This window comes from Cyanobium sp. ATX 6E8 (assembly GCF_024346335.1).
Lineage (GTDB): Bacteria > Cyanobacteriota > Cyanobacteriia > PCC-6307 > Cyanobiaceae > Cyanobium_A.
Genome location: NZ_JAGQCT010000005.1, coordinates 97,344 through 117,051 on the forward strand (window position 1 = coordinate 97,344; position 19,708 = coordinate 117,051).

18 protein-coding genes and 1 riboswitch are annotated in these 19,708 nt (G+C 69.0%); of the genes, 10 read left to right on the forward strand and 8 right to left on the reverse strand.

All coding sequences use genetic code 11. The annotated features are described in order from the left end of the window. The gene (egtD, locus tag KBY70_RS06365) at positions 1-972 is read right to left on the reverse strand and encodes an L-histidine N(alpha)-methyltransferase (RefSeq protein ID WP_254987850.1); all 972 of its coding nucleotides are present in this window, start codon (positions 970-972) and stop codon (positions 1-3) included. After that, complete coding sequence (egtB, locus tag KBY70_RS06370; protein WP_254987851.1) at positions 969-2,192, reverse strand: ergothioneine biosynthesis protein EgtB; 1,224 nt, start codon at positions 2,190-2,192, stop codon at positions 969-971. The genes egtD and egtB overlap by 4 nt, the downstream gene beginning before the upstream one ends. A gap of 81 nt (positions 2,193-2,273) precedes the next feature. Between egtB and KBY70_RS06375 the strand changes: the two genes are divergently transcribed. After that, positions 2,274-3,278 (forward strand): cysteine synthase A, encoded by a 1,005-nt coding sequence (locus KBY70_RS06375; protein ID WP_094559045.1) that lies wholly within the window; start codon positions 2,274-2,276, stop codon positions 3,276-3,278. After that, positions 3,278-5,281: a serine/threonine protein kinase gene (locus KBY70_RS14400; protein ID WP_094559046.1), complete on the forward strand. Its 2,004-nt coding sequence runs from the start codon at positions 3,278-3,280 to the stop codon at positions 5,279-5,281. The genes KBY70_RS06375 and KBY70_RS14400 overlap by 1 nt, the downstream gene beginning before the upstream one ends. Positions 5,282-5,407: 126 nt before the next feature. Here KBY70_RS14400 and smpB read toward each other — a convergent pair whose 3' ends face one another. Then, entirely contained in the window at positions 5,408-5,905 is a 498-nt protein-coding gene (gene smpB, locus KBY70_RS06385) for an SsrA-binding protein SmpB (protein ID WP_254987852.1), read from the reverse strand. A gap of 62 nt (positions 5,906-5,967) precedes the next feature. On the opposite strand from smpB, the gene ruvB reads away from it, so the two are divergent. The 6 genes from ruvB (at position 5,968) to thiC (ending at position 11,632) form a co-directional block, all read left to right on the forward strand. Continuing rightward, on the forward strand, positions 5,968-7,047 hold the full coding sequence (ruvB, locus tag KBY70_RS06390; protein ID WP_254987853.1) for a Holliday junction branch migration DNA helicase RuvB: 1,080 nt from the start codon (positions 5,968-5,970) through the stop codon (positions 7,045-7,047). A 30-nt stretch (positions 7,048-7,077) separates the two neighbouring features. Further along, a complete protein-coding gene (locus KBY70_RS06395) occupies positions 7,078-7,833 on the forward strand; it encodes a tetratricopeptide repeat protein (protein WP_094559049.1) in 756 nt (251 codons plus the stop codon). Between the two features lie 45 nt (positions 7,834-7,878). Then, positions 7,879-9,111, forward strand: a complete 1,233-nt coding sequence (locus tag KBY70_RS06400; RefSeq protein WP_254987854.1) for an amidohydrolase — start codon at positions 7,879-7,881, stop codon at positions 9,109-9,111. Then, positions 9,108-9,326 (forward strand): DUF3188 domain-containing protein, encoded by a 219-nt coding sequence (locus tag KBY70_RS06405; RefSeq protein ID WP_254987855.1) that lies wholly within the window; start codon positions 9,108-9,110, stop codon positions 9,324-9,326. Before KBY70_RS06400 ends, KBY70_RS06405 begins: the two co-directional genes overlap by 4 nt. Next, positions 9,323-9,913: a HEAT repeat domain-containing protein gene (locus KBY70_RS06410; protein WP_254987857.1), complete on the forward strand. Its 591-nt coding sequence runs from the start codon at positions 9,323-9,325 to the stop codon at positions 9,911-9,913. The genes KBY70_RS06405 and KBY70_RS06410 overlap by 4 nt, the downstream gene beginning before the upstream one ends. Positions 9,914-10,051: 138 nt before the next feature. Further along, a riboswitch (TPP riboswitch) is annotated at positions 10,052-10,169 on the forward strand. A gap of 62 nt (positions 10,170-10,231) precedes the next feature. Then, positions 10,232-11,632 (forward strand): phosphomethylpyrimidine synthase ThiC, encoded by a 1,401-nt coding sequence (gene thiC / locus KBY70_RS06415; RefSeq protein ID WP_254987858.1) that lies wholly within the window; start codon positions 10,232-10,234, stop codon positions 11,630-11,632. A 30-nt stretch (positions 11,633-11,662) separates the two neighbouring features. On the opposite strand, the gene KBY70_RS06420 is transcribed toward thiC, so the two are convergent. The 4 genes from KBY70_RS06420 to acpP form a co-directional block, all read right to left on the reverse strand. After that, positions 11,663-12,043, reverse strand: a complete 381-nt coding sequence (locus KBY70_RS06420; protein WP_254987859.1) for a clan AA aspartic protease — start codon at positions 12,041-12,043, stop codon at positions 11,663-11,665. Between the two features lie 120 nt (positions 12,044-12,163). Then, on the reverse strand, positions 12,164-14,170 hold the full coding sequence (tkt, locus tag KBY70_RS06425; protein WP_254987860.1) for a transketolase: 2,007 nt from the start codon (positions 14,168-14,170) through the stop codon (positions 12,164-12,166). Between the two features lie 29 nt (positions 14,171-14,199). Further along, positions 14,200-15,447, reverse strand: a complete 1,248-nt coding sequence (gene fabF / locus KBY70_RS06430) for a beta-ketoacyl-ACP synthase II (protein ID WP_254987861.1) — start codon at positions 15,445-15,447, stop codon at positions 14,200-14,202. Between the two features lie 8 nt (positions 15,448-15,455). After that, a complete protein-coding gene (acpP, locus tag KBY70_RS06435; protein WP_094559056.1) occupies positions 15,456-15,698 on the reverse strand; it encodes an acyl carrier protein in 243 nt (80 codons plus the stop codon). A 162-nt stretch (positions 15,699-15,860) separates the two neighbouring features. Here acpP and psaC point away from each other — a divergent pair, with 162 nt between their 5' ends. Together psaC and glmS are read left to right on the forward strand one after the other, a co-directional pair. Continuing rightward, entirely contained in the window at positions 15,861-16,106 is a 246-nt protein-coding gene (psaC, locus tag KBY70_RS06440; protein ID WP_006042515.1) for a photosystem I iron-sulfur center protein PsaC, read from the forward strand. A gap of 98 nt (positions 16,107-16,204) precedes the next feature. Continuing rightward, positions 16,205-18,157: a glutamine--fructose-6-phosphate transaminase (isomerizing) gene (glmS, locus tag KBY70_RS06445; RefSeq protein WP_254987862.1), complete on the forward strand. Its 1,953-nt coding sequence runs from the start codon at positions 16,205-16,207 to the stop codon at positions 18,155-18,157. Here the strand turns inward: glmS and KBY70_RS06450 are convergent. Further along, positions 18,144-19,598 (reverse strand): mannose-1-phosphate guanylyltransferase/mannose-6-phosphate isomerase, encoded by a 1,455-nt coding sequence (locus tag KBY70_RS06450; RefSeq protein WP_254987863.1) that lies wholly within the window; start codon positions 19,596-19,598, stop codon positions 18,144-18,146. The two genes, glmS and KBY70_RS06450, sit on opposite strands and share 14 nt — an antisense overlap. Positions 19,599-19,708 lie beyond the last annotated feature (110 nt).

The following is a 19,708-nucleotide window of genomic DNA, read 5'->3' on the forward strand; positions in this document are numbered from 1 at the left end:
CTAGGAGTCTGCCGTTACCAGCAGGTGCAGCGATAGGTCGCCGGCCGGATCGCTCCAGCGGCCGGCGCCCCGCCAGCCGGCACTCGCGGCGAGGGTGAGGAAGGCCTCCGGCGCGTACTTGACGCTGTACTCGGTGATCAGCGGCTCGCCCGCGGCGAAGCTCCAGGCCTCCCCCGCCAGCTGCACGGTCTGCGCCTGGCGGCTCACCAGGGCCATGGCGATGCGGCTGTGTTCGGGCTGCCACCAGGCGGTGTAGGCGAAGGCCTCGGGGTTGAAGCTGCCCGCCAGGTCGCGGTTAAGCCGCACCAGCAGGTTGCGGGCAAAGGCGGCCGACACGCCGGCGGCATCGTTGTAGGCGGCCTCCAGCCTTGCCACTGCCTTGAGCTGGTCGATGCCGATCAGCAGCCGGGCACCTGGCCCCAGCAGCTGCCGCAGCTGCACCAGCAGCACCCTCGCCTCCTCGGGGCTGAAGTTGCCGATTGAGCTGCCGGGGTAGAAGCCCAGCCGCCGCTGTCCGTTGAGCAGGGGGTGCTCCGGCAGCCGGTGCAGCTGGCTGTAGTCACAGCAGATGCCGAGCACCGGCACCGCCGGGTGCCGGGCTTGCAGCTCCCGGCAGGCCGGCCCTAGATGGTCGGCGCTGATGTCGAGGGCGACGTAGGCCGGCGGCCGCAGCGCTTCCAGCAGGGGCCCCACTTTGCGGGCATTGCCGGCGCCGAATTCCACCAGCACCCCCGCCCCCAGGGCCGCTGCCAGCTCCGGGGCCCGCTCCTCCAGCAGGGCCGTTTCGGTGCGGGTGAGGCCGTATTCCGGCTGCTCGCAGATCGCCTCAAACAGCCGCGAGCCCTCGGCGTCGTAGAGCAACCAAGCCGGCAGCTGGCGGGGCCGCTGCGCCATGCCCTCGCGCACCAGCCGCCGCATGTCGGCCGGTTCCGGGTGGAGGTCGATCAGGTCGTGGTGGCTCTGCACCGTCATGGCAGCTCTTGGGCCAGGCGCAGGCCAGCGGCCATCCAGCGGCTCGCCGGTGGATAGAAGTTGCGGTAGGTGGGCCGCGCGTGGCCGGCGGGGGTGAGGAAGCAACTGCCGCGCAGCACCATCTGGGAACTCATGAACTTGCCGTTGTATTCCCCCACCGCCCCGGCGGCCGGCGCGAAGCCCGGATAGGGCCGGTAGGGGCTGGCGGTCCATTGCCACAGCACCCCGAAGGCTTGCTCCAGCTGGGGCGCCAGCAACTCCCATTCCGCCTCGCTGGGCAGCCGGGCGCCGGCCCAGCGGGCGTAGGCGTCGGCTTCAAACCAGCTCAGGTGTCGCACCGGCAGCTCGGCCCGCCGCGGCTGCCGCCCCGCCAGCGAAAACTCCTCGCCGTCGCGCCAATAGCGCGGCCCCTGCCAGCCCCGCGCCTGCACCTCCGCCCAGCCCTCGCTCATCCATAGCTCCGGTCGCCGGTAGCCGCCATCGGCGATGAAGGCCTCAAAGTCGCCGTTGCTCACCAGGCGGGAGCTGAGCGCAAAGGGTTCGAGCCACTGGCGGTGCCGGGGCGCTTCGTTGTCGAAATGGAAGGAGCCTGCCGGGCTCTCGGGGCCGCCGGCTCCCTCCGGATGGCCGATCTCCACCAGCCCACCCCCGTGCTGCAGCCAGACGGGCGCCTGGGCCTCCGCCCCATCTGGCACTGCGCGGCGGTAGGCGTCTTCCGGCTGGGGTGCGTAGGCCGGCTCGAGCGGGTTGCGCGAGAAGCCATCGAGCAGGTCCATCAGCAGCAGCTCCTGGTGCTGCTGCTCGTGCTGCAGACCCAGCTCCACCAGCTCCAGCCGGGGATCGCCGGGCTCCAGCTGCGCCAGCAGGGCCAGCACGGCCCCATCCACCCGCTGCCGCCAGGCCAGCACCTCCGCCAGCGCCGGCCGGCTGAGCAAGCCCCGCTGGGGCCGGGGGTGGCGGGCGCCGACGGCGTCGTAATAGCTGTTGAACAGAAAATTCCAGGCCGCTGGCGCCGGTGTGTAGCCCAAGGCCACCCCAGCGTCTTGTTGGGGGCGCAGCAGAAATTGCTCAAAAAACCAGGTGGTGTGGCCCAGGTGCCACTTGGGCGGGCTGGCGTCTGCCATCCCTTGCAGGCACAGGTCTTCTGGCTCCAGGGGCGCCACCAGGGCGAGGCTGTGCTGGCGCACCTGTGTGTACTGCGCCCCCAGCTCCTGCCCCATTCCGCCGCCGCCTATCCCGGCTGAATTCAGGCCCGACCCTAGAGGCCTTGCCTACGATCCCGCCACGCACAGCACGCGGGTATGGCCGGCATCACTTCAGGGTTCGTGGGCGCCGTTGGCAACACGCCCCTGATTCGGCTCCATGCCCTCAGCGAAGCCACCGGCTGCCAGATTCTCGGCAAGGCCGAGTTCATGAACCCCGGCGGCTCGGTCAAGGACCGCGCGGCCCTCGGCATCCTGCTGGAGGCTGAGGAGCAGGGGCTGCTGCAGCCCGGCGGCACCGTGGTGGAGGGCACCGCCGGCAACACCGGCATCGGCCTCACCCACCTCTGCAATGCCCGTGGTTACAAGGCGCTGATCGTGATTCCCGACACCCAGTCGGCCGAGAAGATCGGCCTGCTGCGCAGCCTCGGCGCTGAGGTGCGCACGGTGCCGGCGGTGCCCTACCGCGACCCCAACAACTACGTGAGGCTCTCGGGCCGCATTGCCGCCGAAACGCCCGGCGCCGTGTGGGCCAACCAGTTCGACAACCTGGCCAACCGCCGCGCCCACTACCACTCCACCGGCCCGGAGATCTGGCAGCAAACCGAGGGCCAGGTGGATGCCTGGGTGGCGGCCACCGGCACCGGCGGCACCTACGCCGGCGTGGCGCTCTACCTCAAGGAGCAGAACCCAGCGGTGCACTGCGTGCTGGCCGATCCCCATGGCAGTGCCTTGCACGCCTGGGTCACCCGGGGTGAGCTCAGCAGCGAGGGCAGTTCGATCACCGAGGGGATTGGCAACAGCCGCGTCACCGCCAACCTGGAGGGCGCCCCCATCGATGACGCCGTGCGCATCGACGACCAAACCGCCCTCGAGACGATCTACCGGCTGCTGTGGCAGGAGGGCCTGTTCCTGGGGGGCTCGGTGGGCATCAACGTGGCCGCGGCGGTGGAAACCGCCCGGCGCCTTGGCCCGGGCCACACGATCGTCACGGTGCTGTGCGACAGCGGCGATCGCTACCGCTCACGCCTCTACGACGCTGCGTGGCTGGCCGCCAAGGGGCTGCACCAGCCCCAGCGGGCTCTCGCCGCAGGAGCAGCCTGATGGCAGCGCAGGTGGGCCAGCTGATCGGCGATCGCTACCGGCTTGAGCAGTGCCTCAGTGCCGCCTCCCCGGGCGAGGCTCCCCAGGGGGAGCTATGGCGCGCCAGCGACCAGCTGGCGTCCGAGGCGCCCATGGCCCTGCGGCTGCTGGGACCCGGCATCGATCCGGAGCGGGCCCGCCAGCGCTGGGGCCGGCTGCAGGGGGTGCTCCATCCCCAGGTGCCGCGGCTGGGGGCGGTGATCCCGGCGGCCGAGGGGTTGTGGCTGGTGCGCGAATGGCAGGCCGGCCGCACCTACCAGCAACTGCTGGCGGCTCGCGCCGAGCGCCAGCTGGTGTTTGGTGCCGGCGAGGTGCTGTTGCTGCTGCGTCAGCTGCTGCCGGTGCTGGCGGTGTTGCACAGCCAGGAGCTGGTGCACGGCGATCTCAGCCCCGCCAACCTGCTGCGCCGCGACAGCGATGGCCTGCCGGTGCTGCTGGATTTCGGCCTGGTGGCCGGCACCCCGGCCGCCACACCGGGCTATGCACCGCCGGAGCGGGCCCGCGCGGCTGAGCTCGAGCCCTGGATGGATCTCCATGCCCTGGGGGCGGTGGCCCTGGTGCTGCTGAGCGGCGACGAGCCGGCCCGGCTGCTCGATCCGGTCACCCTCGCCTGGCGCTGGCCGGCCAGCCTCAGCGCCGAGCCGGCCCTTCAGGCCCAGATCGCTCGCCTGCTGGAGCGCGAGAGCGGCGAGCGCTTTGCCTCGGCCTCCCAGGCCCTGGCGGCGTTCCAGACCCTGCCCATGCCCGAGAGCACCGGCCCAGTGGCCCGCGCCGATCGCACCGTGGCTCTGGTGCCCCCGCCCGTGGCTGCCCCCCCGCCCCAGGCCCCCGAGCCACCGCCAGCCCCGGAGCCGCCACCTCCTCCCCCTGAGCCGGAGCTGCCACCGCTCACCCCTCCCTCACCGCCCGCAGCCCTGCGCACGCGTTTGGAGGAGCGGGAGGAGGCCGCCGAGGGCGGCATTTGGCCGGTGGTGATCGCCCTGGTGCTCTCGGCCGTGGTGGGCACCGCCCTGGGCTGGTGGTGGCTGAGCCGCGGCCGCTTGGCCCTGCCCACCCCCGACGCGGCCCTGCAGCTGCCCAGCAGCCTGCCGCCCGCTGAGGTGGATCAGCGCCAGCAGCTGCTCAACCGGCTGCGGGCGATGCAGGTGGATCGGGGTTGGTTTTTGAAGTTGGTGGACGCCAGCCTGCTGGCCCAGTTTCCGGAGCGGGGCGGCCGCCTGCCCAGCGACTCCCTCGAAGATGCGCCCTTACGCAAGGTGTGGAACGAACTCGCCGAGGAGTGGCTGGCCCGGGTGGAGCAGCTGCCCCTTGAGATCCGCCGTCGCCTGGGCAGTTACACCAATGCCGACTGGGAGCGGCGCCAGCAGGCCCTGGTGAGCCAGGGGCTCAGCCCCGCGGTGCTGCGCCAGCTGGTGTCGGGCAGTGCCCAGAGCCTGCTGCCGGGCCGCCCCGGCGCCGACATTCCTGCTGAACCCTTCCGTCAGCTTTGGTTTGCTGCGGCCGAGCAGAGCCTGGCCAATGTTCAGATCGAGGCGATTCAGGCCCAGCCCCAGGAAACCCGGGTGCTCTCGGCCCAGGTAGAGGCCGGTGGGGCGCGGCTGTTCCCGGTGCGGCTGCCGCCCGGCTACCGGCTGGTGCTGGGGGTAAACGGCTCGCCCCTGATGCAGATGAGCGTGTTCGGCCCCGATGGCGACCTGCTGGAGGCCAAGGGCCCCCTGCGGGTGGTGAGCCTGGGGGTGCAGAAGCGCTCGCCGGTGCAGCTGCTGGTCACCAACGAGGGCGTCGCGCCGGCCCTGATCACCTTGTCGCTGCGGGCGGATCCGCCGGCACCGGTGGCCGCCCCTGAGCCCTCAGCGCCGGCGCCGGCGGACCAGTTGGAGACGCCGCAGGTCCCGACCACCGTGCCGGTGCCCGCACAGCCTGTCGCTGCTCCGCCACCGCCGGTGCCACCGGCAGTGAATTGAGCCCAGCCGGGGTGGTTGCTGGGTTGCGCGTCTCCCGAGTTCCGTCTCCAGGATTCTGTACAGCCTGTACAGAATCCTGGAGAGGTATCCGCATCCGCACTCAGGCTGCGCCCCCGGCCCGTGAATTCAGAGCCGGGCGATGGCGACCTTGGCGTCCTTGATGTCCTGCTTGCGCCGTTCCTCGTGGCGCTTGTCGTGCAGCTTGCGGCCCTTGGCCAGGCCGATGGTCAGCTTGATCCAGGAGCCCTTGAGATGCAGGTTGAGCGGGATCAGGGTGAGGCCCTTCTGCTCGAGCCCCACCCGCAGTTTGTCGATTTCGCGGCGGTGGGCCAGCAGTTTGCGCACCCGCAGGGGCTCGTGGTTGAAGTAGGCCCCGGCATGGCTGTGGGGCGAGATGTGCACGTTGTGCAGCTGCAGCTCCCCCTTGCGGATCAGGCAGAAGCCGTCGCGCAGGTTGCACTGGCCGGCCCGGATCGACTTCACCTCCGTGCCGAACAGCTCAATGCCGCACTCCAGCGTTTCGAGGATCTCGTACTGGTGGCGAGCAAAGCGGTTGTCGGCCAGCAGCTTGTTGGCGGCATCGCGCTGGGCCTTGGCGCTCTTCTTGCCCCCGCCCTTGGCCATCGCTGCTCCGCAACCGTCCCTTCGATCTCCCGACCCTAGGGAGCCCCCGGTACCCTCGCTTCATGGCGATTGTTTCCTCGGGATCCCCGGCGCCCCGCGGCCGCCCCAGCCACGAGCCCAGGCGCCCGGACGCGCCGCCGCGCCTGGTGGATCCCACCCCCGTGCCGGAGGAGGTGGCGCCCGCCCGGGAAGACGGCCTGCGGCCCCGGCGCCTGGCCGACTACATCGGTCAGAGCGAGCTCAAGCAGGTGCTGGCCATCGCCGTGGAGGCCACCCGCGCCCGCCAGGAGGCGCTCGACCACGTGCTGCTCTACGGCCCGCCGGGTCTGGGCAAAACCACCATGGCGCTGGTGCTGGCCGAGGAGCTGGGGGTGCGCTGCCGCATCACCAGTGCGCCGGCCCTGGAGCGCCCCCGCGACATCGTCGGCCTGCTGGTCAACCTCCAGCCCCACGAGCTGCTGTTCATCGACGAGATTCACCGGCTCAATCGGGTGGCTGAGGAGATCCTCTATCCGGCTATGGAGGACTTCCGCCTCGACCTCACCGTGGGCAAGGGCACCACGGCCCGCACCCGCAGCCTGGAGCTGCCGCCCTTCACCCTGGTGGGGGCCACCACCAGGGCCGGCTCCCTGAGTTCGCCGCTGCGGGATCGCTTCGGCCTGATCCAGCGGCTGGAGTTTTACGGCCTGGACGATCTGCAGGCGATCGTGGAGCGGGCCGCGGGCCTGCTGCAGATCGCGCTCGAGGCCGACGCCGCACTGGAGGTGGCTCGCCGTTGCCGCGGCACCCCCCGTATCGCCAACCGCCTGCTGCGGCGGGTGCGCGATGTGGCCTCGGTGCGGGGTCATGGCCGCATTGGCGCTTCGCTGGTGGCCGAGGCCCTCAGCCTGCACCGCGTTGACGACCGCGGCCTCGATGCCAGCGACCGGCGCCTGCTCACCTTGATGCTGGAGGGCTACGGCGGCGGCCCGGTGGGCCTCGACACCCTCGCGGCGGGCCTGGGGGAAGATTCCGCCACCCTGGAAGCGGTGGTGGAGCCCTACCTGCTGCAGCTGGGTTTTCTGCAGCGCACCCCCCGGGGCCGGATCGTCACCCCGGCGGGCCGCCGCCACCTGGGCTGGCCCGCTGGAGCGGCGGCATGAGCGGGCCCCTTTCATGAGCAGCTCTCTGTGATGTCCACCCTGCTGGCCCTGCTGCTGGGGGTGCAGTTGCTGCTGCCCCAGCTGTTTGATCAGGCCCTCAGTGCCAGCCGCGAGGGGCGTTTCAGCGAGGCCCTACCGCTCTGGAATCAGGTGCTGGAGGTGGCGCCGAATGATGCAGCGGCCTGGAGCAACCGCGGCAATGTGCAGCTGGCCCTCGGCGACCCCCGGGCCGCCATCGCCGATCAAACCAAGGCGATGGCCCTCGATGGCGACAGTCCCGACCCCCATCTCAACCGCGGCACCGCCGAGGAGGCCCTGGGCGAGTGGGCCGCCGCCGAGGCCGACTACCGCTGGATCCTGGAGCGGGCCCCGAGCGATGCGGGCGAACCGCGGGCTTCGGCCCTCTACAACCTCGGCAATGTGCAGGGTTCGCTGGGCGACTGGGAGGCAGCGCGCCGCTGCTTTGAGGCGGCGTCCCTGGCCCGGCCCGGTTTTGCCATGGCCCGCTCCAGTGCCGCCCTGGCCGCCTTCCAGCTGGGGGACAGGGCTGAGGCGGAGCGGGAGCTGCGCAACCTGATCCGCCGCTACCCCTTGTTTGCCGACGCCCGTGCTGCGCTCACGGCCCTGCTCTGGCAGAAGGGGGCCAGTGGCGAGGCCGAGAGCAACTGGGCCGCCGCTTCGGGTCTCGATCCGCGCTACCGGCAGCAAGAATGGTTGCGATCGACGCGGCGCTGGCCCCCCGAGCCGGTGGAAGCGCTGGCGCAATTCCTGGCCCTTGTTTCCTGAATGACGGCCTCCTGAATGACGGCCTGCTCGATGACTGCCTCCTGAATGACGGCTCCACCCTGCACCCTGACTTGGCAAGCGCTTGGGCTCGAGGAAGCTCTGGCTGGGGTGTTGCCGGAGCTGATCCAGCTGCGGCGCCACATTCACCGCCATCCCGAGCTCAGCGGCCACGAGCAGCAGACCGCCGCCTTGGTGGCCGGTGAACTGCGCCGCTGGGGCTGGCAGGTGCGCGAGGGCGTTGGACGCACCGGGGTGGTGGCCGAGCTGGGGCCCAGACAGCTGGCCGATGGCCGGCCCGCGCCCCTGGTGGCCCTGCGGGTGGACATGGATGCCCTGCCGGTGGAGGAGCGCACCGGCCTCGACTACGCCTCCACCCAGCAGGGGCTGATGCATGCCTGCGGCCACGACCTGCACACCGCCGTAGGGCTGGGGGTGGCCTGCTTGCTTGGAGGGCTGGCCGAGCGCCATCCCGAGCGGCTCACGGCCCGGGTGCGGCTGCTGTTTCAACCCGCCGAGGAAACGGCCCAGGGGGCAGCCTGGATGAAGGCCGACGGCGCCATGGAGGGCGTGGACGCTTTGTTTGGCGTGCACGTGTTTCCCAGCCTGCCGGCGGGCACGATCGGGGTGCGCAGCGGCAGCCTGACGGCGGCGGCGGGGGAGCTGGAGGTGGAGGTGCTGGGCGAGGGCGGCCACGGCGCCCGGCCCCACCAGAGCACCGATGCCATCTGGATCGCGGCGCGGGTGGTGAGCGGCCTGCAGGAGGCGATCAGCCGCCGCCTCGATGCCCTGCACCCGGTGGTGGTGAGCTTCGGCCGCATCGAGGGCGGCAAGGCCTTCAATGTGATCGCCGACCATGTGCGCCTGCTGGGCACCGTGCGCTGCCTCGACACCGACGTGCACGCCCAGCTGCCGGGTTGGATTGAAGACACCGTGCACGCCCTCTGCCGGGGCCACGGCGGCGAAGCGCGGGTGCGTTATCGGGTGATCTCGCCGCCGGTGCACAACGATCCGGCCCTCACCGAACTGGTGGCTGATGCGGCGGTGGAGCTGCTGGGCCGGCCCCAGGTGCAATGGCTGGAGCAGCCCTCCCTCGGCGCTGAGGATTTTGCCCAGCTGCTCGAGGGCACCCGCGGCACGATGTTTCGGCTCGGGGTGGCGGGGCCTGATGGGTGCACGCCCTTGCACAGCAGCACCTTTGCCCCGGATGAGGCGTCGATGCCGGTGGGCATCCGGGTGCTCACCTGGAGCCTGCTGCGCTGGATGGAGCGGCGGCCATGAGGCGCCGGCCCTGGTTGCGGGGGTTGCTGGCCCTCTCCTCGCCCCTGTTGATCCTGTTGGCTTTGTTGGTGCTGCTGCAGCGCCGCGGCGTTGATCGCTTGCCAGCCTTGCCGGCGCTGCTGATTGGCACGGGCCTGCTCGTGACCAGTGCCCTGGGCCAGCGGCGGCGGCGGCGGGAGTTGTTGGCGGCCCTGCGCCACGATGGAGAGGTATGACCCTTCCATCCCCCGATCTGTCCGCCCTGCGGGACGCCATCGTGTCCGGCGATCCCAGCCGGGCCATGCCGGCCCTGGTGGGCCTGCGGGAGGTGCCGGTTGAGCAAGCCGTGCCCCTGCTGCTGCTGGGCCTGGAGCAGGGCATGTTCATGGTGCGCTCGCTGAGCTGCGCCGGCCTGGGCGTGAAGCAGAGCGAGGTGGGCTGGCAGGCGCTGGTGAACGCCATGCAGCACGACGAGGACGCCAACGTGCGCGCCGAAGCCGCCAATTCTTTGGTGAGCCATTCGCTGGAGCGTTCCTGGCCCCTGCTGCGGGATGTGTTTGCCGCCGATCAGCAGTGGCTGGTGCGCTGCAGCATCCTCTCGGCCCTGGCCGAGCAGCCAGCCATTGATCCAGCCTGGCTGCTGGAGCTGGCGGCGATGGCCATCACCGACGCCGATGGCACCGTGCGGGTGGGCGGGGCCGAGATCCTCGGCCGCCTGGTGCGCGACCACGGAGATGCCGAAGCCCGCGCCCTGCTGCAACAGCTTCAGGGCGATTCCGACCACCGGGTGGTGGCCGCGGCGCTCAACGGGTTGCAGGGCTAAGGCCTTAGTCGGTGAGGCTGTTTCGGGTGTGTCCAGATTCTGTACAAGCTGTACAAAATCCGGACAGCTCTGAATCCCGACGACCCTGACCCGCGTCTCCTTTAGAGACCCCAGCCTTTTGCGGGCTTGCTAGGTTTTACCTGTCACTAGGGGTGCCCCGCTGCCGGCCCAATCAGCCGCGCAGCTTCGGGCTGAGATCACACCCTCCGAACCTGATCCGGGTCATGCCGGCGCAGGGAAGTGGAAACGAACTCGGCATCGGCACAGGACCCCCCTCACCGCTCTTTTGCGGTCACCTGTTCTTCGCCACCGCCCATCATGCGCAGCGCCTGGATTGAGAAGCGTCGCGGCACCGCGAACTATTCCCAGATGCATTACGCCCGCCAGGGCGTAGTGACGGAAGAGATGGCCTATGTGGCCAAGCGGGAGAACCTGCCCGAATCGCTGGTGATGGAGGAGGTGGCGCGGGGCCGGATGATCATCCCGGCCAACATCAACCACACCAACCTGGAGCCGATGGCGATCGGCATCGCCAGCCGCTGCAAGGTGAACGCCAACATCGGCGCTTCCCCCAACGCGTCCGATCTTGAGGAGGAGGTGGCCAAACTGCGCCTGGCGGTGAAATACGGCGCCGACACGGTGATGGATCTCTCCACCGGCGGCGTCAACCTCGATGAGGTGCGCACGGCAATCATCAACGCCTCGCCAGTGCCCATCGGCACGGTGCCCGTATATCAGGCCCTCGAGAGCGTGCACGGCTCAATCGAGAAGCTCGACGCCGACGATTTCCTGCACATCATCGAGAAGCACTGCCAGCAGGGCGTTGACTACCAAACGATCCATGCCGGCCTGCTGATTGAGCACCTGCCCTTGGTGAAGGGTCGCCTCACCGGCATCGTCAGCCGTGGCGGCGGGATCCTGGCCCAGTGGATGCTGTATCACCACAAACAGAACCCCCTGTTCACCCATTTCGATGACATCATCGAAATCTTCAAGCGCTACGACTGCAGCTTCTCCCTGGGCGATTCGCTGCGGCCGGGTTGCCAGCACGACGCCTCCGACGCCGCCCAGCTGGCGGAGCTGAAAACCCTGGGCCAGCTCACCCGCCGCGCCTGGGAGCACGACATCCAGGTGATGGTGGAGGGTCCGGGCCACGTGCCGATGGATCAGATTGAGTTCAACGTCAAAAAGCAGATGGAGGAGTGCAGCGAGGCGCCCTTCTATGTGCTGGGCCCGCTGGTGACCGACATCGCCCCCGGCTACGACCACATCACCAGCGCCATCGGCGCCGCGATGGCCGGCTGGTATGGCACGGCGATGCTCTGCTATGTGACCCCGAAGGAGCACCTCGGCCTGCCCAACGCCGAAGACGTGCGCGAGGGCCTGATCGCCTACAAGATCGCCGCCCACGCCGCCGACATCGCCCGCCACCGCCCGGGGGCCCGCGACCGCGACGACGAACTCAGCCGCGCTCGCTACGCCTTCGACTGGAACAAGCAGTTCGATCTCTCGCTGGATCCCGAGCGGGCCCGTGAGTATCACGACGAAACCCTGCCGGCCGACATCTACAAACAGGCCGAGTTCTGCTCGATGTGCGGCCCCAAGCACTGCCCGATGCAGACCAAGATCACCGACGCGGATCTGGAAGGGCTGGAGCAGGTGCTGGCGGAGCAGAAAGCCAAAGCCGCGCAGCCAACAGGTGAGCCAGCGCCGGTTTGATCCGCTTCGGCACAGTCATGCAGCCTGGCCTTACTTCGCCAGGCTTAGCGGGATATTGGGGCTTTCAGGGTTCACATCCAGGCTCTGCAGCTGGGGCCGCAGTACTAGGTCCATGTCCTCCATGGGGATGGCGCCCAACAGCACTTCATTGCCTAGCACCATGGCACCGGTGAAACAACGGCGGTTGCGGAAGCGCACCTCTACCGGACCCACATAGGGCACCGTGCGGCGATGGCCGTCGGCCAACACCACCTCGCGGCGCTCCAACTCGCCCAGGCTGAGCTGGAGCGCTAGATGTTCGGGGATGCATAGATGCACCGCTCCACTGTCTGCCAGCGCTGAAACTTCGAGGGCAGCCAGCTCCGGCTTGGTGGGGTTGCTGATGGAAACGGTGCCGCGGATCAGTCCCATGGGTTCAGCTTAGGGTCCATTCCCATTGACACTGGCTTCTCCCGAGAGAGGCCAAAAAAAGCCCCACCTTGCGGCGGGGCTTGAAACGGATGCGCAGCAGGAGCAGGCCAGCCTGGCGGATCAGCCCAGGGCCTTGGCCTTGGCCACCACGTTGTCGACGGTGAAGCCGAACTTCTCCAGGCACACCGGGCCGGGGGCGGAGGCGCCAAAGCGGTCGATCGAGACGGTGTCACCGTCGAAGCCCACGTACTTGTGCCAGCCGAAGGAGCTGGAGGCTTCCACCACCAGGCGCTTGCGGCAGGCGGCGGGCAGCACGCTCTCGCGGTAGGCGGCGTCCTGCTCTTCAAACAGGTCGACGCAGGGCATCGACACCACGCGGACGTTCTTGCCTTCGGCGCGCAGCTGGGCGGCGGCCTTGGTGCAGAGCTCCAGCTCAGTGCCGGTGCCGATCAGGATCAGATCGGGGCTGCCGTTGCTGTCTTCCAGGATGTAGCCGCCCTTGGCCACATGGGCTGCTGCCGAACCGGGTTGGTTGGCCATCGCCTGGCGGCTGAGGGCCAGCACCGTGGGGCGCTTGCGGTTGGTCACGGCCACCTGGTAGGCGCCCATGGTTTCGTTGCCGTCGCCGGGGCGCATCACCAGAAGATTGGGGATGGCGCGCAGGTTGGCGAGGGTTTCCACCGGCTGGTGGGTGGGGCCGTCTTCGCCCAGGCCGATCGAGTCGTGCGTCAGCACATAGATCACACCCAGCTCGCTCAGGGCCGAGAGGCGCATGGCACCGATCATGTAGCCAGCGAACACCAGGAAGGTGCCGCCGTAGGGGATCAGGCCGCTGCCGTGGTAAGCGATGCCGTTCATGATCGCCGCCATGGCGTGCTCGCGCACACCGAAGTGCAGGTAGCGGTTGGCCTCACCACCTTTCTGGAAGCTGGCCTCGCCCTTGATGTCGGTGAGGTTGGAGTGGGTGAGATCGGCGGAGCCGCCGATCAGCTCGGGCAGGTTGGGGCCGAAGGCGTTCAGCGCGTTGTAGGAGTGCTGGCGGGTGGCGAGGCCCTTGTCCTCGGGGCTGAAGCTGGGCAGGGAAGCATCCCAGCCCTGGGGCAGTTCACCGCGCAGCTGGCGCTCAAATTCAGCCGCTTCGGCGGGGTATTGGCTGCGGTAGGAGGCCAGGGTGGCGTTCCAGGCGGCTTCGAGGGCTTCACCGCGGCTGATGGCCTGGCGCCAGTGGTCGTAAGCGTCTTGCGGCACCTCAAATGCGCCGTAGCTCCAGTCGAGGGCCTTGCGGGTGAGTTCGGCTTCATCGGCGCCGAGGGCGGCACCGTGCACCCCGGCGGTGTTGGCCTTGTTGGGGGAGCCATAGCCGATGGTGGTGGTCACCTTGATCAGGCTGGGCTTGTCGGTCACGGCCTTGGCGGCCTCGATCGCCCGGGCGATGCCGGCCACGTCGGTGTTGCCATCCGCCACGTGCTGGACGTGCCAGCCGTAGGCCTCGTAGCGCTTCAGCACATCCTCGGTGAACGACACCGCGGTGTTGCCATCGATGGTGATGTGGTTGTCGTCGTAGAGGGCGATCAGCTTGCCCAGGCCCAGGTGGCCGGCCAGGGAAGCAGCCTCACCGCTCACGCCCTCCTGATGGCAGCCGTCACCCATGATCACGTAGGTGTAGTGATCGACGAGTTCGCAGCCGGGTTTGTTGAACTTGGCGGCCAGGTGGGCTTCGGCGATCGCCAGACCCACGGCATTGGAGATGCCCTGGCCGAGGGGGCCGGTGGTGACCTCAACGCCGGCTGTCTCGAAGGTTTCGGGGTGCCCAGGGGTGCGGCTGCCCCACTGGCGGAACTGCTTGATGTCGTCCAGGGTCACCGAGTCGTAGCCGGCGAGGTGCAGCAGCGCGTACAGCAGCATGCAGCCATGGCCGGCCGACAGCACGAAGCGGTCGCGGTTGAACCACTTGGGGTTCTTGGGGTTGTGCTTGAGCACCTTGTCCCACAGCGCGAAGGCCATGGGTGCGCAGCCCATCGGCAGGCCAGGGTGGCCGGAGTTCGACTTGTTGATCGCGTCGATCGCCAGGAAGCGGATGCTGTTGACGCAGAGCGACTCGACGGACGTGGAGGGTGCGACGACCATGGCTTTGAGGGTTTAGGGAGGGAGGAGGGTCACGCCATGCGGCGGAACGCCAGGCAGACGTTGTGACCGCCAAACCCGAAGGAATTGGAGAGCACCACGTTGAGGGTGTGTTCCCGGGCCTGGTTGGGAACCACATCCAGATCACAGGCTGGATCCGGATTTTGGTAATTGATGGTAGGCGGCACCAGGTTGTGCTCCATCGCCAGCACAGCCGCCACCGCTTCGATGCCACCGCTGCCTCCGAGGAGGTGGCCGGTCATCGACTTGGTGGAGCTCACCGGAATCTGATAGGCGTGCGCGCCGAGGGCGCTCTTGATGGCCGAGGTCTCGTTGCTGTCGTTGGCCTGGGTGCTGGTGCCATGGGCGTTGACGTAGTCGACCGCTTCGGGCTCCAGTTGGGCATCCCGCAGGGCCAGGCGCATCGCCTCGGCACCACCAACGCCGCCAGGGGAGGGTGACGTGATGTGGTGGGCGTCGCAGGTCATGCCGTAGCCCACCACTTCGGCCAGGATCGTGGCGCCGCGGGCCTGGGCGTGTTCGAGGCTCTCGAGCACCAGCACCCCGGCTCCTTCGCCGATCACGAAACCGTTGCGCTCGGCATCAAAGGGGCGGCTGGCTGTGGCGGGGTCGTCGTTGCGGAACGACAGGGCCTTGGCGCTGGCAAATCCAGCCACACCCAAGGGAGTGATGGCCGACTCAGCCCCGCCGGCAATCATCACGTCGGCCAGGCCCAGCTGGATCAGGCGGTAGGCATCGCCGATGGCATTGGAGCCGGCGGCGCAGGCGGTGGCCACGGCGGTGCTCGGGCCTTTCGCCCCCAGGGCGATGGCCGTCAGACCTGTGGCCATGTTCGGAATCATCATCGGCACGCAGAACGGGCTGACCCGATCCGGACCGCGATCGTTGAGCACCTGGGCCTGGGTTTCCATCATCAGCAGTCCGCCGACGCCGGAGCCGATGGCCGTGCCAACCCGATGTTGGTTGGAGGCGTCGATGGTGAGGCCCGCATGGGCGACGGCCTGCTTGGCCGCCACCACCCCGAACTGGCAGAAGCGATCCCAGCGCTTGGATTCCTTGGGTTCCAGCCAGCCGGAGGGGTCGAAGTTTTTCACCTCGGCCGCAAACCGGCAGGCATGGCGACTGGCGTCAAACAGGGTGATCCCCGCTACGCCATTGCGCGCCGCCCGCAACCCCTCCCAGTAACTGGGAACGTCGTTGCCGATCGGTGTGATCGCGCCGAGACCGGTGACGACGACGCGCTGGAGACCCTGCACCATGGAGTGGCTCAGGCCTGCTTGTCCTGGATGAACTTGACGGCGTCACCCACGGTGGTGATGCCTTCGGCGGCTTCGTCTGGGATTTCGATGTCGAAGGCCTCTTCGAGGGCCATCACCAGCTCGACGGTGTCGAGGGAGTCAGCGCCGAGATCGTTTTGGAAGTTGGATTCGGGCTTGACGTCACCGGCATCCACGCTGAGCTGCTCGGCAACGATCGAGCGCACTTTCTCGAAGATCGCTTCCTGGGACATGGCCGCTGTGAGAGTCGACGCACTCTACGGGTCGCCCTGCGGGTCGCTCCGCGGCGTATGAACAAGGGTGACGGGCTGTCGCGGGCTCTGCTGCGGGCTCGAAAGCTTTGGGTACGTTGGCCTCACGCCGTTTGTTATCGGCCACCTCCCCATCGAGGCCCAATGTCCCACGCCGTCAAGATCTACGACACCTGCATCGGCTGCACCCAGTGCGTGCGTGCCTGCCCGCTCGACGTGCTCGAGATGGTGCCCTGGGACGGTTGCAAGGCCGGTCAGATCGCTTCGTCGCCCCGCACCGAAGACTGCGTGGGTTGCAAGCGCTGCGAAACCGCCTGTCCCACCGACTTCCTCAGCATCCGGGTGTACCTGGGCGACGAAACCAGCCGCTCGATGGGCCTCTCGTACTGAGTCCTGTCCCTCGGCGCCACTGCCAATAAGCTCAAGCCCGGCCCCTCGCCGGGCTTTTTTGTTGCGCCCCCTCTTGCGCCCCTCGCTGGCCCAGCCCTATGTGCGGCATCGTTGCCCTGATCGGATCGCGGGAGGCGGCTCCCCAGCTGCTGGAGGGTCTGCGCCAGCTGGAATACCGGGGCTACGACTCGGCCGGGATCGCCACGGTGGATGCCCAGGCGGATGCGGGGCCGGGCCGGCTGCACTGCCTCAAGGCCGAGGGCAAACTTGTGAACCTGACGGCGCGATTCGAGGCCCAGGGCGCCCCCGGGCACTGCGGCATCGGCCACACCCGCTGGGCCACCCACGGCAAGCCGGAGGAGCGCAACGCCCATCCCCATCTCGATGGCAGCGGCCAGCTGGCGGTGGTGCAGAACGGCATCATTGAGAACTACCGCACCCTCCGCGAGCAGCTGCAGGCGGAAGGGGTGGTGTTCCGCTCCGAGACGGACACCGAGGTGATCCCGCACCTGCTGTCCCGTCAGTTGGCGCGGCTGCAGGCGGGCGTGCAAGGCGGGCGTGCCCGGGTGGCCAGCGGCAGCCTGCTGCTGCAGGCGGTGCAGGAGGTGCTGCCCCTGCTGCACGGCGCCTACGCCCTGGCGGTGGTGTGGGCTGAGGCCCCCGGGGCCCTGGTGGTGGCCCGCAAGGCGGCGCCGTTGTTGATCGGCCTGGGGGAAGGCGAATTTCTCTGCGCCAGCGACACCCCGGCGCTGGCGGGCTTCACCCGCACGATCCTGCCGATGGAGGACGGCGAGGTGGCCCTGCTCACCCCCTTGGGCATCGAGCTTTACGACGCCGACGGGGAGCGGGTGCAGCGCAGCCCCAGCCTGCTGAGCGGCACCGAACACGTGGCGGACAAGCGCAGCTTCCGCCACTTCATGCTCAAAGAGATCCACGAGCAGCCCGAAACCGCGGCCCTGTGGGTGGCCCGCCACCTGCCGGAGGCTGTGGCCGGGCAAGCAACACCCCTGGTGGCGCTGCCGCTGGCGGCGGAGGTGTTGGAGGGGGTGGAGCGGATCCAGATCCTGGCCTGCGGCACCAGTCGCCATGCCGCCCAGGTGGGGGCCTACCTGCTCGAGCAGCTGGCCGGCATTCCCACCAGCGTCTTCTACGCCAGTGAATTCCGCTATGCGCCGCCGCCGCTGACGCCCCACACCCTCACGATCGGCGTCACCCAATCCGGCGAAACGGCCGACACGTTGGCGGCTCTGGCGATGGAGCAGGAGCGGCGCCAGCTGGTGGCCGATCGGGCTTTTGCGCCGCGGTTGCTGGGAATCACCAACCGGCCGGAAAGCTCCTTGGCGCGGATGGTGGACCACATCCTCGACATCGGCGCCGGCATTGAGGTGGGCGTGGCGGCCACCAAGACCTTTCTGGGACAGCTGCTGGCCTTCTACGGCCTGGCCCTGGCCTTTGCCGAGCGGCGGGTGGGCCAGCGCCAGGGGGGTGGCACGTCGGGCCGCAGCCGCGAGGAGCTCAAGGCCCTGGCGGCGGCGTTGCGGCAGCTACCCCAGCAGCTCGAAGCCTTGGTGGCCGATCACGACCAGCGCTGCGCCGCCCTGGCCCACCGCTTTGAGGGCACCCAGGATGTGATCTTCCTGGGGCGGGGGATCAACTACCCGATCGCCCTGGAGGGTGCGCTGAAGCTCAAGGAGATCAGCTACATCCACGCCGAGGGCTATCCGGCCGGCGAGATGAAGCATGGCCCGATCGCCCTGCTCGACGCGAAGGTGCCGGTGGTGTCGATCGCGGTGCCCGGGCTGGTGTTCGAGAAGGTGCTCAGCAACGCCCAGGAGGCCAAGGCCCGCGATGCCCAGTTGATTGGCGTGGCCCCCGATTGCCCCGATGCCGAGCTATTTAATGTGCTGCTGCCGGTGCCGGTGGTCGATGAGCTGCTCAGCCCGCTTCTGACGGTGATTCCGATGCAGTTGCTCAGCTATCACATCGCCGCCCACCGGGGTCTGGATGTGGATCAGCCCCGCAACCTGGCCAAGAGCGTCACGGTTGAGTAGCGGCGACGGTGTCGCTGCGGCCATAGCGGTCTTCAAAGCGCACGATGTCGTCTTCGCCCAGGTAGGGGCCGCTCTGCACCTCGATCAGTTCCACCGGGATCTTGCCGGGGTTGGAGAGGCGGTGGCGGCAGCCCAGGGGGATGTAGGTGCTCTGGTTTTCGCCCACCAGCTCCTGGCGGCCGTCCTTCTCCACGACCGCCGTTCCCTTCACCACGATCCAGTGCTCGGCGCGGTGGTGGTGCATCTGCAGCGACAGGCTCGCCCCCGGATTAACCACGATCGTTTTCACCTGCCAGCGCTCACCTTCGGTGATCCCGTCGTACGACCCCCATGGCCGGTAGATCTTGCGGTGGGCCTTGCTTTCCGGCGCGCCCTCCCGCTCCAGCAGCCCCACGATGCTTTTGATGTCCTGGGCCCGGTCGCGGTGGGCCACCAGCACCACATCATCCGTTTCCACCACCACCAGGTCTTCCACCCCGAGGCCCACCACCAGCCGGTGCTCGCTGCGCAGGTAGCAATTGCGGGCGTCTTCGTGGATCACCCGGCCCCGCAGCACGTTGCCTTGCGCGTCGCGCTCCGCGGCCGTTGCCCACAGGGCGCTCCAGCTGCCCACATCGCTCCAGCCCGCCTCCAGCGGCAGCACAGCGCCGCGGTCGGTGCGCTCCATCACGGCCACGTCGAGGGCCACGTTCGGGCAGCCGGCAAAGGCTTCCCGCTCCAGCCGCAGGAAATCGAGATCGGCGCTGTCCTGCTCCAGCGCGGCGCGGCAGGCATTCACCACCTCAGGGGCCAGCCGCTCCAGCTCCGCCAGGATGGCGCTGGCCTTGAACAGGAACATGCCGCTGTTCCAGGTGAAGCGGCCCGTGGCCAGAAACGCCTCGGCGGTGGCCCGATCCGGCTTCTCCACAAAGCGGGCGATCGGCACCGGCGCGCTGGCATCCGTCAACGCGTGGGCAGCTTCGATGTAGCCGTAGCCCGTCTCCGGGGCGGTGGGCACGATCCCAAAGGTCACCAGTTGTCCCGCCTCGGCGGCTGCCGCACCGGCGACAACCGCCGCGCGGAAGGCGGCCGCATCCCGGATCACATGGTCGGCCGCCAGCACCAGCAGCAGCGGATCGTCGCCCTGGGCCGTGGCCTGTAGGGCCGCCACCGCCACGGCCGGAGCGGTGTTGCGGCCGATCCGCTCCAGCAGAATGCCGGCGGGCTCCACGCCGATCTGGCGCATCTGCTCGGCCACGATGAAGCGGTGGTCCTCGTTGCAGATCAGCAGTGGTGGCGCCAGCCCTGGCAGACCCTCCAGACGCTGCTGGGTTTGCTGCAGCAGGGTGTCTTCGCCGCTGCCGGCCAGGGGCCAGTACTGCTTGGGATAGCTGGCCCGCGAGAGCGGCCACAGCCGCGTGCCGGTGCCGCCGCACAGGATCACCGGTACAAGACTTGTCATCGCGCGGGGGTGGAAGCCAGGCCTACGGCTATTTCAGCAGCCCAGGCGGCGCTTCGCCTGCAGAGGTGTTGCGCAAGGCCTCCTGAATTCTGTACAGCCTGTACAGAATT